General features: G+C 72.0%; 17 protein-coding genes and 2 pseudogenes. 9 read left to right on the top strand and 10 right to left on the bottom strand.

Annotated features, from left to right (window positions below; genetic code table 11):
- Positions 1–6 precede the first annotated feature (6 nt).
- Positions 7–2,124, top strand: coding sequence for a xanthine dehydrogenase family protein molybdopterin-binding subunit (locus SLINC_RS41530; protein WP_067443588.1), 2,118 nt, complete (start codon positions 7–9; stop codon positions 2,122–2,124).
- 101 nt (positions 2,125–2,225) lie between these two features.
- Here SLINC_RS41530 and SLINC_RS41525 read toward each other — a convergent pair whose 3' ends face one another.
- Complete coding sequence (locus SLINC_RS41525) at positions 2,226–3,302, bottom strand: hypothetical protein (protein WP_225988462.1); 1,077 nt, start codon at positions 3,300–3,302, stop codon at positions 2,226–2,228.
- A gap of 271 nt (positions 3,303–3,573) precedes the next feature.
- Here SLINC_RS41525 and SLINC_RS41520 point away from each other — a divergent pair, with 271 nt between their 5' ends.
- From SLINC_RS41520 to tgmB, 3 genes are all read left to right on the top strand, one after another.
- Complete coding sequence (locus tag SLINC_RS41520) at positions 3,574–3,879, top strand: DUF1232 domain-containing protein (protein WP_067443587.1); 306 nt, start codon at positions 3,574–3,576, stop codon at positions 3,877–3,879.
- A gap of 118 nt (positions 3,880–3,997) precedes the next feature.
- On the top strand, positions 3,998–4,189 hold the full coding sequence (gene tgmA, locus SLINC_RS41515) for a putative ATP-grasp-modified RiPP (RefSeq protein WP_067443586.1): 192 nt from the start codon (positions 3,998–4,000) through the stop codon (positions 4,187–4,189).
- Between the two features lie 16 nt (positions 4,190–4,205).
- A complete protein-coding gene (tgmB, locus tag SLINC_RS41510) occupies positions 4,206–5,186 on the top strand; it encodes an ATP-grasp ribosomal peptide maturase (protein WP_067443585.1) in 981 nt (326 codons plus the stop codon).
- A 7-nt stretch (positions 5,187–5,193) separates the two neighbouring features.
- On the opposite strand, the gene SLINC_RS41505 is transcribed toward tgmB, so the two are convergent.
- Positions 5,194–5,406: a hypothetical protein gene (locus tag SLINC_RS41505; protein WP_067443584.1), complete on the bottom strand. Its 213-nt coding sequence runs from the start codon at positions 5,404–5,406 to the stop codon at positions 5,194–5,196.
- A gap of 128 nt (positions 5,407–5,534) precedes the next feature.
- Positions 5,535–6,005: a hypothetical protein gene (locus SLINC_RS41500; RefSeq protein ID WP_067443583.1), complete on the bottom strand. Its 471-nt coding sequence runs from the start codon at positions 6,003–6,005 to the stop codon at positions 5,535–5,537.
- 158 nt (positions 6,006–6,163) lie between these two features.
- Between SLINC_RS41500 and SLINC_RS41495 the strand changes: the two genes are divergently transcribed.
- A complete protein-coding gene (locus SLINC_RS41495) occupies positions 6,164–7,135 on the top strand; it encodes a GlxA family transcriptional regulator (protein WP_067446336.1) in 972 nt (323 codons plus the stop codon).
- Between the two features lie 26 nt (positions 7,136–7,161).
- Here SLINC_RS41495 and SLINC_RS41490 read toward each other — a convergent pair whose 3' ends face one another.
- Both SLINC_RS41490 and SLINC_RS48890 read right to left on the bottom strand, forming a co-directional pair.
- A complete protein-coding gene (locus SLINC_RS41490; RefSeq protein ID WP_067443582.1) occupies positions 7,162–7,422 on the bottom strand; it encodes a DUF5133 domain-containing protein in 261 nt (86 codons plus the stop codon).
- Between the two features lie 120 nt (positions 7,423–7,542).
- Positions 7,543–7,821: pseudogene (locus SLINC_RS48890) on the bottom strand (P-loop NTPase family protein); the annotation flags it as partial.
- Between SLINC_RS48890 and SLINC_RS48885 the strand changes: the two are divergent.
- A pseudogene (locus tag SLINC_RS48885) lies at positions 7,821–8,261 on the top strand (pirin family protein); the annotation flags it as partial. The pseudogenes SLINC_RS48890 and SLINC_RS48885 sit on opposite strands and share 1 nt — an antisense overlap.
- 57 nt (positions 8,262–8,318) lie before the next feature.
- Here SLINC_RS48885 and SLINC_RS41475 read toward each other — a convergent pair.
- Together SLINC_RS41475 and SLINC_RS41470 are read right to left on the bottom strand one after the other, a co-directional pair.
- Entirely contained in the window at positions 8,319–8,870 is a 552-nt protein-coding gene (locus SLINC_RS41475; RefSeq protein WP_067443579.1) for a hypothetical protein, read from the bottom strand.
- A 28-nt stretch (positions 8,871–8,898) separates the two neighbouring features.
- The gene (locus tag SLINC_RS41470; RefSeq protein WP_107406749.1) at positions 8,899–9,480 is read right to left on the bottom strand and encodes an ATP-binding protein; all 582 of its coding nucleotides are present in this window, start codon (positions 9,478–9,480) and stop codon (positions 8,899–8,901) included.
- Positions 9,481–9,666: 186 nt separating this feature from the next.
- Between SLINC_RS41470 and SLINC_RS41465 the strand changes: the two genes are divergently transcribed.
- Together SLINC_RS41465 and SLINC_RS41460 are read left to right on the top strand one after the other, a co-directional pair.
- Positions 9,667–9,897 (top strand): DUF397 domain-containing protein, encoded by a 231-nt coding sequence (locus SLINC_RS41465; RefSeq protein WP_067443577.1) that lies wholly within the window; start codon positions 9,667–9,669, stop codon positions 9,895–9,897.
- A 99-nt stretch (positions 9,898–9,996) separates the two neighbouring features.
- A complete protein-coding gene (locus SLINC_RS41460; RefSeq protein ID WP_067443576.1) occupies positions 9,997–10,911 on the top strand; it encodes a helix-turn-helix domain-containing protein in 915 nt (304 codons plus the stop codon).
- Positions 10,912–11,043: 132 nt separating this feature from the next.
- Here SLINC_RS41460 and SLINC_RS41455 read toward each other — a convergent pair whose 3' ends face one another.
- Both SLINC_RS41455 and SLINC_RS41450 read right to left on the bottom strand, forming a co-directional pair.
- Positions 11,044–11,862, bottom strand: coding sequence for an SAM-dependent methyltransferase (locus tag SLINC_RS41455; protein WP_067443575.1), 819 nt, complete (start codon positions 11,860–11,862; stop codon positions 11,044–11,046).
- Between the two features lie 128 nt (positions 11,863–11,990).
- Positions 11,991–12,848 carry an aldo/keto reductase gene (locus tag SLINC_RS41450; protein ID WP_067443574.1) on the bottom strand — a complete coding sequence of 286 codons (858 nt, stop codon included), beginning with the start codon at positions 12,846–12,848 and terminating at the stop codon, positions 11,991–11,993.
- 267 nt (positions 12,849–13,115) lie between these two features.
- On the opposite strand from SLINC_RS41450, the gene SLINC_RS41445 reads away from it, so the two are divergent.
- On the top strand, positions 13,116–14,003 hold the full coding sequence (locus SLINC_RS41445; protein ID WP_067443573.1) for a Gfo/Idh/MocA family protein: 888 nt from the start codon (positions 13,116–13,118) through the stop codon (positions 14,001–14,003).
- A gap of 72 nt (positions 14,004–14,075) precedes the next feature.
- Here the strand turns inward: SLINC_RS41445 and SLINC_RS41440 are convergent, their stop codons facing one another.
- On the bottom strand, positions 14,076–14,408 hold the full coding sequence (locus tag SLINC_RS41440; RefSeq protein ID WP_067443572.1) for a hypothetical protein: 333 nt from the start codon (positions 14,406–14,408) through the stop codon (positions 14,076–14,078).
- Positions 14,409–14,421: the final 13 nt, after the last annotated feature.

The following is a 14,421-nucleotide window of genomic DNA, read 5'->3' as shown; positions in this document are numbered from 1 at the left end:
CACCTCATGGCCAGCGTCCCGACCGCCCTGGGCGCTCCCGCGGAACGCCGGGAGGGGCTGGAGAAGGTCACCGGTACCGCTCGCTACGCGGCCGAGCAGCCCCGCCCCGGTCGGCTCCACGCCCGGCCCGTGCCCGCCGCGATCGCCCGCGGCCGGGTGACCGGTGTCGACACCGCGGCCGCGCTGGCCGTACCCGGCGTGCGGGCCGTGCTCACCCACGACAACGCGCCGCGGCTGGCGGAGCCGGACGATCCCACGCTCTCCGTGCTCCAGAACCCGCAGGTCCCGCACCGCGGCTGGTTCGTGGCCCTGGTGGTGGCCGACACCCCGGAGGCGGCCCGGGTCGGCGCCGCCGCCGTCCGTATCGCCTACGACGCGCAGGACCACGACGTCACCCTCACCGACACGCATCCGGACGCGTACGTCCCCGAGGAGGTGGGCGGCGAATACCCGGCCCGCGCCGAACACGGTGAGCCCGAGGAGGCCTTCGGTTCCTCGGCCGTGCGGGTCGACGTCGCCTACCGGGTGCCGCCGCTGCACAACCATCCGATGGAGCCGCACGCGAGCACCGCGCACTGGGACGGCGAGCGGCTGACCGTCCACACCTCCAGCCAGGGATCGACGGTCGTCCGCGCCACGCTGGCCGAGCTGTTCGGGCTGCCGGAGGAGCGGATTACGGTCGTCGCCGAGCACGTCGGCGGGGGTTTCGGGTCCAAGGGCACGCCCCGTCCGGACGTGGTGCTCGCCGTGATGGCCACCCGGCACACCGGCCGGCCCGTCACCGTCGCCCTCCCCCGGCGGATGCTGCCCGCCGTCGTCGGGCACCGGGCGCCCACACTGCACCGGGTCCGGCTGGGTGCACAGTCCGACGGCCGCCTCACCTCGGTCCTGCACGAGGTCACCACCCACACCTCGCGTATCAAGGAGTTCGTGGAGCAGGCCGCGATGCCCGCGCGCGTCATGTACGCCGCTCCCCACAGCCGTACCCTGCACCGCGTCGTGCCGCTCGACGTGCCCTCGCCGTCCTGGATGCGCGCCCCGGGCGAGGCTCCGGGCATGTACGCGCTGGAGTCGGCGATGGACGAGCTCGCCGGTGAACTCGGCCTGGACCCCGTGGAGGTGCGGGTCGTCAACGAACCGGACCGTGAGCCCGACAGCGGCAAACCGTTCAGCAGCAGGCACCTCGTCGAGTGCCTGCGCGAGGGTGCCCGGCGCTTCGGGTGGTCCGCGCGCGATCCCCGCCCGGGCTCCCGCAGGGAGGGGCCGTTGCTGGTGGGGTCGGGGGTGGCCGCCGCGACCTATCCCGTGCAGGTGTCACCGTCGACCGCCGAGGCCCGCGCCCTGCCCGACGGGGGCTTCCTGGTCCGCGTCAACGCCACGGACATCGGCACGGGGGCGCGCACGGTGCTGGCCCAGGTCGCGGCCGACGCGCTCGGCGTACCGCTGGACCGGGTCCGGATCGAGGTGGGCAGCAGCGATCTGCCCGCCGCCCCGCTGGCGGGCGGCTCCTCGGGCACCGCCTCCTGGGGCTGGTCGGTCCACGAGGCCTGCACTCGGCTGACGGAAGCCCTGGCCGCACACACCGGGCCGCTGCCCGGGGACGGTATCCCGGCACGCGCGGACACCGCCGGCACGGCCGACGCCGACAGTCCCTGGGCGCGGCACGCGTTCGGCGCGCACTTCGCCGAGGTGGCCGTCGACACGGTCACCGGAGAGGTCCGGGTGCGGCGGCTGCTGGGTGTCTACGCCGCCGGGCACATCCTCAACGCCCGTACCGCGCGTTCGCAGTTCGTCGGCGGGATGACCATGGGGCTGGGTATGGCGCTGACCGAGGGCAGCACCATGGACGCAGCCTTCGGAGACTTCACGGAGGCGGACCTCGCGGCCTACCACGTGCCCGCGCACGCCGATGTCCCCGAGATCGAGGCGCACTGGATCGACGAGCACGATCCGCACCTCAACCCGATGGGCAGCAAGGGCATCGGCGAGATCGGCATCGTCGGCACTCCGGCCGCGATCGGCAACGCCGTGCACCACGCCACCGGAGCCCGCCTTCGCGAACTCCCGCTCACCCCGGACCGGGTACTGACGGCTCTGTGCGACGGGCGGAGGCACGGCCTCTAGTCGGGGCGCCCCGGCTGCCGCGTCCGCCCGCCACCCGCCTCGGGCCGAGTGTCGATCGCGCACACGGGCCGGGGCGGGGATGCGAGGAGAGGGCGCTCGGGTCACTCGACCGGGGCCCGGCCCGCCTCGGCCATCGGCTGTACCCGGGCCTGCCGGGGCGGCTGCCACGCGAGGCGGGCGAACAGGGCCGTCAGCGCTGCCAGGGAGGCGCACACGGCGACCGCTCCGGCGATCCAGGCCGGGGCGAGGGCGAGGTCCAGAGCCCGGGACAGTCCGGCCGAGTGCACCAGTTTGCCCTCGAACAACTGGCCCGCGGCCATCGCCGCCGGGACCACGACCGCGGCCGCGAGCGTCGGCACGGTCGACCGTACGGCCAGCACGAGCGCGAGGAGGACGCACAGGACGGACACCCCGAGCGCGAATCCGTAGACCCGGACGGACGCGCCGTCGCGGTGCAGCGGGAAGCTGAGCACCCCGCACACCAGGAGGGCCAGGACGGCGAGCCGGGCCGGCCGGAACGGCTGTCGGCCCGCCCCTCTGGGCGACCGGTAGCGTGGGGCCGCATCGGACCGGGATGCCGGGGCCAGATCGCGCACCGGCACCGCGCCCACGAGGAAGGTGCCGTCGGCGGCCCCCATGGAGGCCGGAGCCCCGTCGGGCGGTGGGGGGAAGCCCGGCGGTGCCATGAGGGCCTGGCGTTCCTCGGCCAACCGTCCGATCAGGTCGACGAGTTCCTCCACGGGCCGGCCCGCGGCGGCGGCCCGCACGGCCTCCTCGCCGCAGTGGGGTTCCAGGGGTGTCCGGTGGAGCAGCGAGAGCAGCCGGGTCACCTCTTCGAGCGGGCGGGACTCGGCCGCCGCGCGGATCGCCTCGTCCGCGCTCGCCACGTCACGCGGCGGCCGGGTCAGCAGGACGACCAGTTTGGTGACGTCCTCCACGGACCGGTTCACGCCCACCGCGCGCAGCGCGGCGACGGTGGCGTCCGCGTACTCCGGTGAGCGTTCCAGCAGGGTGATGAGGTGGGCGATGTCGTCCAGTGGCCGGTCCGCGACGGCGGCACGCACGAGTTCGCCGACCGGATCGCCGGACCTGGATTCGACCCGGTCGGTGAGGTCGGCCGGTTCGGGGAAGGGTATGGCCGTTTCGTTCGGCTGTGCTGATGAAGGGCCGGTGGTCATGCTCAGCTCCAGGGGAAGAGTGCGGTCGCTGCCGGCGCCCCCGACGTGCGACACACGACGTTACGTGGACCCTTCCTAGGCGCCCCCGCCACGGCGTGCCACTCGGGTGACCCAGGTGTATGAGTGGGGTGTTCCACCGGAGTGACGCGGTGGGCCGTGCGCCCCCCGCGTGCACCGAACCCGCGTTCGGCAGGCAATAGCGGCGGCATTAGGGGGAATCCGTCAGGAGACGGGCGCACAACGCGGCACGTCCCTACGAGGAGGACAGCCCGTGGACACGACCACCACAGTGATCGTCGCCGTCGCGATCCTCGCGGCACTGGTACTGGCCGCCGCCGTCGCCCTGTTCGTACGGCTGGTGCGCACCCGACGCGATCTCAGGCGGGCCGGGCTTCCGACCGGGCCGCGCTGGGTCTTCTGGGGTGCCCTGGTGTACTTCGTCCTGCCGACCGACCTGGTGCCGGACCCGGTGTACCTGGACGACATCGGCGTACTGCTCCTGGCTCTGCGCACCCTGCGCGCCTCCCCCGGCGCGCGTGCGCAAAAGGCACCGCGCGAGCACGATTACGCACCGTAAGGAAACCAACCACCCGTTCGATTCGTATAAGTCTCTGGAAGCCCGGACACGTCGGCGGAGCGAATCCGGCCGCGGGGTGACCGTCGTGTGATCGAGCAGTACCGGCGAGGGAGAGACGATGCAACCGTTCGCGCTCAACTACGCACGTCCGGCTACGGAGTTGGAGACCACCTCTCCGTACGCATACGACTCCGGACTGCAGTTGAACGTGCTCCGCGACGGGCGGATAGCCGCCCGCGACCACGGCCTGATGAGGGAACTGGGGACCACCACCTCCACGGCGGGGTCCAAGACACACTTCGACGACTGAACACGGACCGTCGACGATGACCGTGTTGATTCTGACCAGCGAAGAGGACGTGACCGCCGACATGGTGGTCGTGCACCTCAACGCGTCGGGGGTCCCGGTGGTCCGGCTGGACCCCGCGGACCTGCCCGGCGGGGTGGCGCTGTCCGGGGAGTACGTGCACGGCGCCTTCCGCGGCCATCTCTCGGCCGCGGGCCGGCTGGTGAGCATCGGCGGGCTGCGGTCGATCTGGGTGCGCAGGCCCGGAGCGGCCGCCGCCCGGGCGGCCGCGCCGTCCGACTGGCTGACCGAGGAGGCCTCCCAGGCGCTCTACGGCATGCTGCGGGGCAGTGCCGCGCGCTGGATGAACCATCCCGACGCGGCGCGGCGGGCCCGTCACAAGCCCTGGCAGCTGCACCTGGCCCAGCGGTGCGGACTGCCGGTGCCGGCCACGCTCATCACGACGTTCCCGCAGGCCGCGCGGGCGTTCGCGGAACGCTATCCGGACCTGGTGGTCAAGCCGGTCTCCGGCACGCATCCGCAGGATCCGCCGCTGGCCGTACCGACCAGCCGGGTCGACCCGGACACCGACTTCTCCGCCGTCGCCCACGGACCCACCCTGCTGCAACGCCGTGTCGCCAAACGGGCGGACATCCGCCTGACCGCGGTCGGCGACCGGATGCTGGCCGCCCGCAAGGCGACCGACGACGCGGACCCTCGGGAGATAGACGTCCGGTTCGCCCCGAGTACCGCGCCGTGGCAGCCGGTGGAGGTTCCGACGTGTGTCGCCGCCGGGGTGCAGGCCTATCTGCGCGATGCCGAACTGGCGTACGGCGCCTTCGACTTCGCCGAGGAGGCGGACGGCACCTGGTGGTTTCTGGAGTGCAACCAGTCGGGGCAGTTCGGCTTCGTCGAGGTGGACACGGGGCAGCCGATCGCGCTGTCAGTCGCCGAGTGGCTGGCCGCTCCGGGACCGGAGCGGCCGTCACGTGTCAACGGCCGGGGCTCGGTGACGCGTTGAGCCGCCGTCAGTAGGGCCGCGGGCCGGGCAGGGCGGCCCGCTGCCATCCCGCACCCGGGGCGGCCGGGCGGTCGGCGGGGAGTCCGGAGCCGAAGGCGGAGAAGGGGCGCATGACGAACTCCAGCTCCCTGGTCACGCGCTCGGCCTCCCTGCGGGTCTGAAGGGGGATGTCGCCGCGCTCCGCGACGAGCCGGTCGTAGATGGGGGAATCCTGGAACACCCGTCAACGCGCCTTTCGTGTTACTGCCCATGCACGTGGGCACGACTGCCGAGTGTAAGCGCCTTTGTGCACCTGAGGACGAATTCCGGCGTTGGACTTGACGCGGGACCGGCCGCCGCCCCGCTTCCTCAGGCGCCGGTGGTGGAGCCGGGCCGGACGATCATGAGGACGGTGACCGTCGCCCACAGCAGGTTGAACACGCCGGTGAACATGGCGAGGCGCACCGTGCTGTCGCGCTCGACGGCCTGCCGCCCGTCCAGCCGTTCGAGGAGCTCGTCCTGGCGGGGCAGGACGAAGGCGACCAGAACGCCGGCCGCCGCGGCCGTCAGCGCGATGGACGTGATGAGCCAGCCGTCGCCCAGGACACCCATCGCGGCGGCGGTGGCGAATCCCAGGAGGGGTACCGCGAGGCCGATGCCGGAGTAGACCCGGCAGATTCGGTGCAGCAGCCGTACGGTGCCGACGCCCGCGGTGTCCGGTCCGTCGGCGCCCACCTGGACGCGTCGCGCGGCGGGCGGGAACATGCTGGCCGCGACGGTGACGGGACCGATGGCGACGATGGCGGCCAGGACGTGCAGGGACAGCAGGAACTTGGTCATGGGGCCTCACCCTAGGAATCCCGCGGGTGATCACACAGAGGCGGAAACGACAGGCACCAACGGATTCCCGCCAACAGCCCGCAGCAGCGGGAATCCTTCTCGACTCCGGCTGCGGCAGGGTTTACGCGAATGGCGGGAACCTGCCTATCGTGGCGGTCATGCACACGGTGGAGGTCCTGGTTCTCGATCACGTGGTGCCGTTCGACATGGCGGCGCCCATGACGGTGTTCGACTGGACGCGGCTGCCCGACGGCCGCAGTCCCTATCGGGTGCGCCTGTGCGCCGAGTCGCCGGAGGTGCGCGCGGACGGCGGTTTCGGACTGCGGATCGACCGGGGACTCGACGCCCTGGCCGACGCCGACACGATCATCGTGCCGGGCCGTTCCGACGAGGCCGAGCCGCTGTCACCCGCCGTGGTGACCGCGCTCCGCGAGGCCGCCGCGGCGGGCACCCGGATCGCATCGGTGTGCGTGGGCGCCTTCGTGCTGGCGGAGGCCGGGCTGCTGGACGGGCTCCGCGCCACCACCCACTGGGTCGCCGCCGACCTGCTGGCACGCCGGTTCCCGCAGATCGACGTGCGGCCGGACGTGCTGTACGTGGACAACGGCAGGATCCTCACCTCGGCCGGCGCCGCCGCGGCCCTGGACATGTGTCTGCACATGATCCGGCTGGACCTGGGCTCGGCCGTCGCCGCACACGCCGCCCGCATGTCGGTGATGCCGCTGGAACGGGAGGGCGGGCAGGCCCAGTTCATCGTGCACGAACACCCTCCGGTGCCGCGCGGCTCGACACTGGAGCCGCTCCTGGAGTGGATCGAGGACAATCTGGCCCGGGAGATCACCCTGCCGGCGATGGCCGCCCGCTCGGGCATGAGCGAGCGCACCTTCAGCCGCCGTTTCCGCGAGCAGACGGGCACCACTCCGCTGCAATGGCTGCTGCGGGCACGCGTACGCCGGGCCCAGTACCTGCTGGAGAACAGCGATCACCCGGTCGAACGGATCGCGCGGCAGGCGGGGTTCGGTTCCCCCACCTCCTTCCGCGAACGCTTCCGCCGGGTGGTCGGCACCACACCGCAGGCGTACCGCGCCGCGTTCCACGCCCGGAAGGACGTCGTCCCGGAGCCGGCCTGAACCTTCGGCTCCGGGACGACCGATCCTCACACGGCCAGCCGCAGGCCTTCCTCGTCGTCGGCGTCCGCCGCGGCCGTCTCTGCCGGACGGGCGGCCGCCAGAAGCAGCGCGTCCGCCTTCTCCACCGCCTCGTGGATGTCGGCGGCGCTCATCATCACGCAGAGCGTGTAGGTGACGTCGTCCAGTTCACGTGTCGTCTCCTGCCTCTCCCTCTCCGCCTGCGCGATCCGCAGCGATGCGTACCGAGTCAGCAGTTTCCTGACGACCTTCGGGTCCGGAACGAGCACGTAGCGCCCCTCTCTCGATTTTTCGCTGCGTATGCCCGGTCCACGCCCTTCCATTCGTCTTCAGCGCCTCGAAACGCACGATTGGCGTGATTCCGTCACCTCCCACGCCGCTTTTTCCTGTCAGGCGGCCTGACCGTGCAGGGCCGTGTACGCGCCACCGCGGCGCACCAGCTCCTCATGCGTGCCGGCCTCCTGGACCCGGCCGTCCCCCATCACCACGATCCGGTCCGCGCCCCGCACCGTGGACAGCCGGTGCGCCACCACGAACGTGGTGCGTCCGCGCAGCAGCCGGGCGAGCGCCTCCTGCACGAGCGCCTCCGACCGGGTGTCCAGCGCCGAGGTCGCCTCGTCCAGGATCAGCACCCGGGGGTCGCGGATCAGGGCGCGCGCGATGGCCAGGCACACTGATCCGCGTGATCGCCGGCGACATCGCCGGGCACAGCGGTCCCGGCGTCACCCACACCCCGATCACCGTCGCCCACCTCACCGTCGAACCCGGCGCCCAGGTCGACCTGCCCTGGGACCCCGCCTACAACGCGCTGGTCTACGCCCTGGCAGGGCACGGCACCGTCGGCACCGGAGCCCGTCCGATCCAGGAGGGCCGGCTCGCGGTCTTCGGCGCGGGTGACACGCTGCGCCTGACCGCGGACCGCGCGCAGGAGTCCCGCTCCCCCAAACTGGAACTCTTCGTGCTGGGCGGCCGCCCCATCCGCGAACCCGTCGTCCAGTACGGTCCGTTCGTGATGAACACCTCCGCAGAGGTCCAGCAGGCCTTCGAGGACTACCAGGCAGGCCGCCTCGGCGTCATCCCCGCGCAGCACCTGCCCCATACTTACTGATACTTCCTGAGCGAGGTCGGTCGCCTTGCTCGACCCGCTCCGCCCCGCCCCGTCGTCCTATTCGCCGAGCGTGCGGGCGAGTTCCGTCGTCGCGCGGGCTATGTCGGCGTCGGTGTCCTCCTCGGCCATCAGGCGCCGCAGGGCGCCCCGACGGTCGCGAACGGCCTGGCGGGCCTTGCGCTCCCAGACCACGTGGTTCTCGCGGTGGTTGAGCAGCTTGGGGTAGACGGCCGCCGTGTTCTCCCACTGCCGGGCGTCGGCGATGTTCTTCAGCAGCTGGATGATCTCCGCGCGGCAGGTCACGTCGGGCCGTTGGGCGAGTTCCCAGAGGAAGGGGACGGTGGCGGCGGTGGCCTGTTCCACGACGAAGCCGTACTGGCAGATGCGCCGGCGCAGATCGGCGAGGGCGTCCCGGGCGGTGTCCTCGTCACCCCGGGCGACGCTGTCGAGGAGCACGGGGATGGCGTCCGCGCTGCCGGTGGAGTCCTGGATCTCGCGCCACGGCACCCGTCCCAGGCCGGACAGGGGCGTGGACTCGGCCGCCCCGGTCGGCGGTCGGTGGTGGTCTGTGCGCTCGTTGCTCGGCTGGTGCTCGGGAGCGGTGCGCATGGCGTGAGGCCTTTCCGCGGCGGTCATGTCAGGGAGGAGGGCAGGTCTTCAACCTGGCCCAGACGGTCTTGCCCGCCGGGGGCTTGAGGGTCCAGCCCCATTCCTCGGCCAGGGCGTCGACGATGAACAGGCCCCGGCCGTGCTCCCGCAGGGCGGGGTCGCCGGTGACCGTGTACTCGGGCGGATCGTCGCCCGGGTCGGAGACGGTGAGCAGGACGTGAGCGGGGTCGAACAGGATCCCCAGCCACACCTCCTCGTCGCCCGTGGCCGAGCCGGGCACTCCGTGTGCCACGGCGTTGGCCGCGAGTTCGGTGATCACCAGGGCGGCGTCGTCGCCGCGGTGGTCGAGGGACCAGCAGCGCAGCGTGTCCCGGGTGAAGGCGCGGGCCAGGGCGAAGCCCTCCCCGCTGCATCTGATCCGCAGCGCCACCGCACCCGCCCCTTCGGGCAAGGGCGTCGACCGGGAGGCCGGCCGCTCCCCCGGGGCCGTCGCTCGTGGCGGGAGGCCGCCGGTCAGGGCCGCTCCACCTGCCCCCGGCACCGCCTGACGGGGCTGCCGGAGCACGTGATTCGCAGGTGACGACACGGCATCTCCCTGATGCGACGTCAAGACGGGGCGTCACGAATGGGATTGACGCCGTGGCTATTATCCACGCAGACAGCCCTCGCGTGCAATTGCACGAGAAATTGCACGCAAGAACGGATGGGACGGGAGGGGCCGGGGAACCCGTCCCGTTGCCTTACCGGCAGCCGGGCCCGGTGCCCGGCGAAGAACATGAACAGCAAGGAGACTGCGGTGCCATCAGTGCGGAACGGAGTGCGGGCGAGTTCGTTGGACGCCTGCTGGATCAAGAGCCGGCACAGCAACGCCGAGGGCAACTGTGTCGAAGTCGCCCCGCTGGTCGACGGGACCATCGCGGTGCGCAACTCCCGTGATCCCGACGGTCCGGCGCTGGTCTACACGCCGGCGGAGGTGGCGGCGTTCGTCGCCGGAGCCAAGGAGGGCGAGTTCGACCATCTGCTGTGACGCAGTGGTCAACTCCCTTACGTGTTCGGACGGATGCGGTGCGACACGATGTGGTGCGATAATGTGGACCGCCTCTATGCCGGTTTACTGGGAGTCTGGATGTCCCCCGAGTCGCATCGCATCTCCCGCCTGCAACCGTATCTGGACCGGCCCGAGCCGGCCCCGACTCTGCTGAAGATGCTGGTCGGCGTGCAGTTGGCGGGTTTCCGTGAGGACGCCGGCCTCGCTCAGGACCAGGCGGCCAAGGCCCTCGGCTTCAGTGCGGCGAAGCTGTCCCGCATCGAGTCGGGCAAGGGCCGTAGGCCGCCCGCTCAGAGTGATGTGCACGCCCTGCTGGAGTTGTACGGCACCGACGAGTACGAGGCGTCGGTGCTGCTGAAGCTGCTCCAGCGCGCCGGTGAGCCGGGGTGGTGGCAGCGTTACGACAAGCGGCTGATGCCCGAGTGGTTCGACCGGCTGGTCGGCCTCCAGGAGGCGGCGGCCGCGATCCGTACGTTCGAGATCCAGTACGTGCCCGGTCTGTTGCAGACCCCGGACTACACCCGGGCCGTGGTCGAGCGGGGCCTGCCCGCGGCCGCCGCGAGCGAGGTGCGGCGCCGGGTGGAACTGCGGACGCGCAGGGCGCAGTTGCTTCAGCGCGCCGACGCCCCGCAACTGTGGGCGGTCCTCGACGAGTCGGTGCTGCTGCGGGTGCTGGGCAGCCGCGAGGTGATGCGGGAGCAGCTGGCGCACCTGGTGACGATGGCCCAGCGGCCCCATGTGACGGTGCAGATCGTGCCGCTGGACGTGACGAACGCGTCGGCGCCGGCCATCCCGATCACCTATCTCCGCTTCGGCGGCGATCTGCCCGACGTGGTCTACCTGGAGCACATCAAGAGCGCCAACTTCCTGGAGGACCTCGACGAGACGGAGGAGTACCGCGTCGCGCTCGACCGGCTGGCCGACGAGGCGCTCGAACCCCGTGCCTCCCTGAAGCTGCTCCGCGAGACGATGGAGCAGCGCTACGGCGGATGAACACCGCGGGCACCGTTGCGCCCCCGGGAACAGGGAAACGAGACGCCCCTCAACGAGACGCCCCTCACGGGACCGGAGTGGTCCTGGGAGGGGCGTATGCGCTGGAGGGGGCGGGAGGATGTCTCCGCCCGGCTAGCGGATGCGGCCGACGCCGCCGAACTCGATCCACTCGTGGGTGAGCTGACGGGGAGCCACCTCGGAGTCGGGCCGCCAGGTGGAGACCTCCACCAGACCGGGGTCGAGGACGTCCAGGCCCTCGAACCACTCGGCCACGTCCTTCTCCTCACGGACCCGGCCCCAGTGCCCCTGGGTCGCCTGGTCCATGAAGTTGGTGACGAACTCCCGCACCTCGGGGTCCTCGCTGACCAGCTGGCACATCACCATGAAACTGCCGGGCACCAGCCGCTCGGCCACCCGGCGGGCCACGGCGAGCGGCCCGTCGGTCTCGCTGTCGGGGATGCAGTGCATCACCGAGTTGAAGAGGACCGCGACGGGCCGGCTGAAGTCGATCAGCCGCTCGGTCTCGGGGTGCGAGAAGATCGCGTCGGTCTCCCGCATGTCCGCGTGGATGACGGCGGTGCGCTCGTCCTGCTCCAGCAGGGCCCGGCCGTGGACGAGCACCATCGGGTCGTTGTCCACGTAGACCACGTGCGTGGCCGGGTCGATGCGCTGGGCGACCTGGTGGACGTTGTCCTGGGTGGGCAGGCCGGAGCCGTGGTCCAGGAACTGCCGGATGCCGTGTTCCGCCGCCAGGGTCTTGACGACCCGCTGGAGGAAGCGCCTGTTGTTCACGGCCAGGCGGCGGGTGCTGGGAACGACCTTGTCGAGTTCCTCGCACGCCGCGCGGTCGGCCGCGTAGTTGTCCCTGCCGCCCAGATAGTGGTCGTACATCCGGGCCGCGGTGGGGACGGACGCGTCGATCTGCGTGGACAGCTTCTTACCGGTCTCCATCTTTCCCCCAGCTTCGTGCCAGGCCAACTGGCCTGACAGGACAGGGAGTCCATCCTAGAGAGCGGAGGAACGCCGGTGCCAGTCCACGCACGATCCGGGCCACGAACGAACGACAGGGTGAGCAGCTGTCAGACGGTGTCCAGCTCCGCGCGTTCGTCCGCCGTCAGGGCGAGGTCCGCCGCGGCGAGGGAGTCGCGGATCGTCTCGGGGCGGCTCGATCCGGGGATCGGCACGACCACCGGCGACTTGGCGAGCATCCAGGCCAGGCACACCTGCTGCGGGCTCACTCCGTGGGCCTCGGCGATCCGGGCGAACGGAGCGTGCACGGAGCCCAGTTCGCCCGCGCGCGAGATGCCGCCGAGCGGGCTCCAGGGCAGGAAGGCGATGCCGAGCTCGTCGCACAGGCGCAGTTCCGGCTCGCTGGAGCGGAAGGCCGGGGAGAACTGGTTCTGCACGGAGACCAGGCGGCCTCCGAGGATCTCGTTGGCCTGCCGGATCTGCTCCGGGTTCGCGTTGGAGATGCCCGCCATGCGGATCTTCCCGGCGTCGAGAAGGTCGCGGACCGCGCCGACGGACTCGGCGTAGGGCACCTTCGGGTCGGGGCGGTGGAACTGGTAGAGGCCGATGGCCTCGACGCCGAGCCGGCGCAGGGATGCCTCGCAGGCCTCCTTGATGTGCTCGGGGCTGCCGTCGAGTGTCCAGGTGCCGTCGCCGGGGCGCAGATGGCCGCCCTTGGTCGCGACCAGGACGTCCTTGCCGCGGTCGTGGGAGGCGAGGGCCTTGGCGATCAGCGTCTCGTTGTGGCCGACCTCGTCGGCGTGCTGGTGGTAGGCGTCCGCGGTGTCGATCAGCGTGACGCCGGCGTCCAGGGCGGCGTGGATGGTGGCGAGGGAACGGGTCTCGTCCGGTCGCCCCTCGATGGACATGGGCATGGCGCCCAGGCCGATCGCGCTTACTTCGATGTCACCGATGCGGCGGGTGTGCATGGGCTCGTGACCTCTTTCGGATGGCGCGCGGAACCGATGGCGTCCGGTGCCGTCGGACGGGGGATGCCGACGGCACCGGACCGTCCCAGCCTGGTCCTGCCGGACCCCATAGGTCCAATGGAAGAAAGAGAACGCATTCAGCAGCCGGAACGCTGAATCCGCGGCCCGGTGGAAAGGGCTTGCCCGCGCTCCGCCCTCGTGTGACGCTCACGGCGGCGCCCGGAGATCCGGCCGTCGTTTGGTTCGACGTCATCGAGAGGCGACGGCATGCGCATCGGACTGCTGGGCACCGGCCCCTGGGCTCGGATGGCCCACGCTCCCGCCCTGAGCGAGCACGACGGGCTGGACTTCGTGGGGGTCTGGGGCCGGCGTCCGGAGGCCGCCAAGGAGGTGGCGGATCTGCACGGCACGCGTGCGTACGACGACGTCGACGCGCTGCTGGCCGACGTGGACGCCGTGGCCGTCGCGCTGCCGCCGAGCGTGCAGGCCGATCTCGCGGCGCGGGCCGCCCGGGCCGGGTGTCATCTGCTGCTGGACAAGCCCGTCGCGACGACGGTCGAGCAGGCGCGGGCCGTGGTCGACGCCGTCGGGCGGGCCCAGGTCGCCTCGGTGGTCTTCTTCACCGCCCGGTACCTGACCGAGCCCGCGGCGTGGATCGCCGAACAGGCTGCCGCCAAGGGCTGGTTCACGGCGCGGGCGCAGTGGCTGGGGTCGGTGTTCACCACCGACAGCCCGTTCGCCGACTCGCCGTGGCGACGCGAGAAGGGTGCCCTGTGGGACGTGGGCCCGCATGCCCTGTCCGTGCTGCTGCCGGTCCTCGGTGACGTGCGGCGGGTGGCCGCCGCGGCGCCCGGCCCCGGTGACACCGTCCACCTGGTCCTCGACCACGCCGGCGGCGCCTCCAGCACGCTGACCCTGAGCCTGACGGCCCCGGTCCCGGCGGCCGGATCAGTGGTGGAACTGCGGGGCGAGTCGGGGGTGACGCTCCTTCCGGACAGCGCCGAGGGCGCGGTGCCGGCCCTGCTGAGGGCGGCGGACGAGCTCCTGGACTCCGCCCGCACCGGCCGTCCGCACCCCTGCGACGCCGCGTTCGGCCTGCGGGTCACCGAGGTGCTCACCGAGGCGGAGTCCCTGCTGAACGGCACGACAGGCTGAGGCCGGGACCGACGCGAGCCGGCTCCGGGCAGCGGCCCGCGCCCGGCCCGGCGCTCGGCCGCCCGTACACCCCTACACGTCGTCGCCGAAGGGCTCGTCGCTCCACCGGAACCACGCCCGGTCGCCGTCGATGTGCAGCAGGAACTCGGCGACCGGACCGTCCGGCGAGGTCAGCGACACGCGCCGCCGGATCTCGTCATAGGCCTCCTCCCACTGCTGCCAGTGCCCCGCGTCGTCCCGTCTCGTCAGGGCGAGTTCACGGGCGAACAGCTCCTGGACGGCGTCGTACCCCGGACCGGCGGTGAACCGGCCCGAGAGCCAGGGGAAGTCGGCGTCGTCGATCAGGATCTCCCCGACCGCGTCCGCGCCGCTGCGTACCTGCCAGACCTGGCCCTCGAACCCCACGCCGCCTCCGTCG

It is taken from the genome of Streptomyces lincolnensis, assembly GCF_001685355.1.
GTDB lineage: Bacteria > Actinomycetota > Actinomycetes > Streptomycetales > Streptomycetaceae > Streptomyces > Streptomyces lincolnensis.
This window is presented reverse-complemented; position numbering and strand designations above follow the sequence as displayed.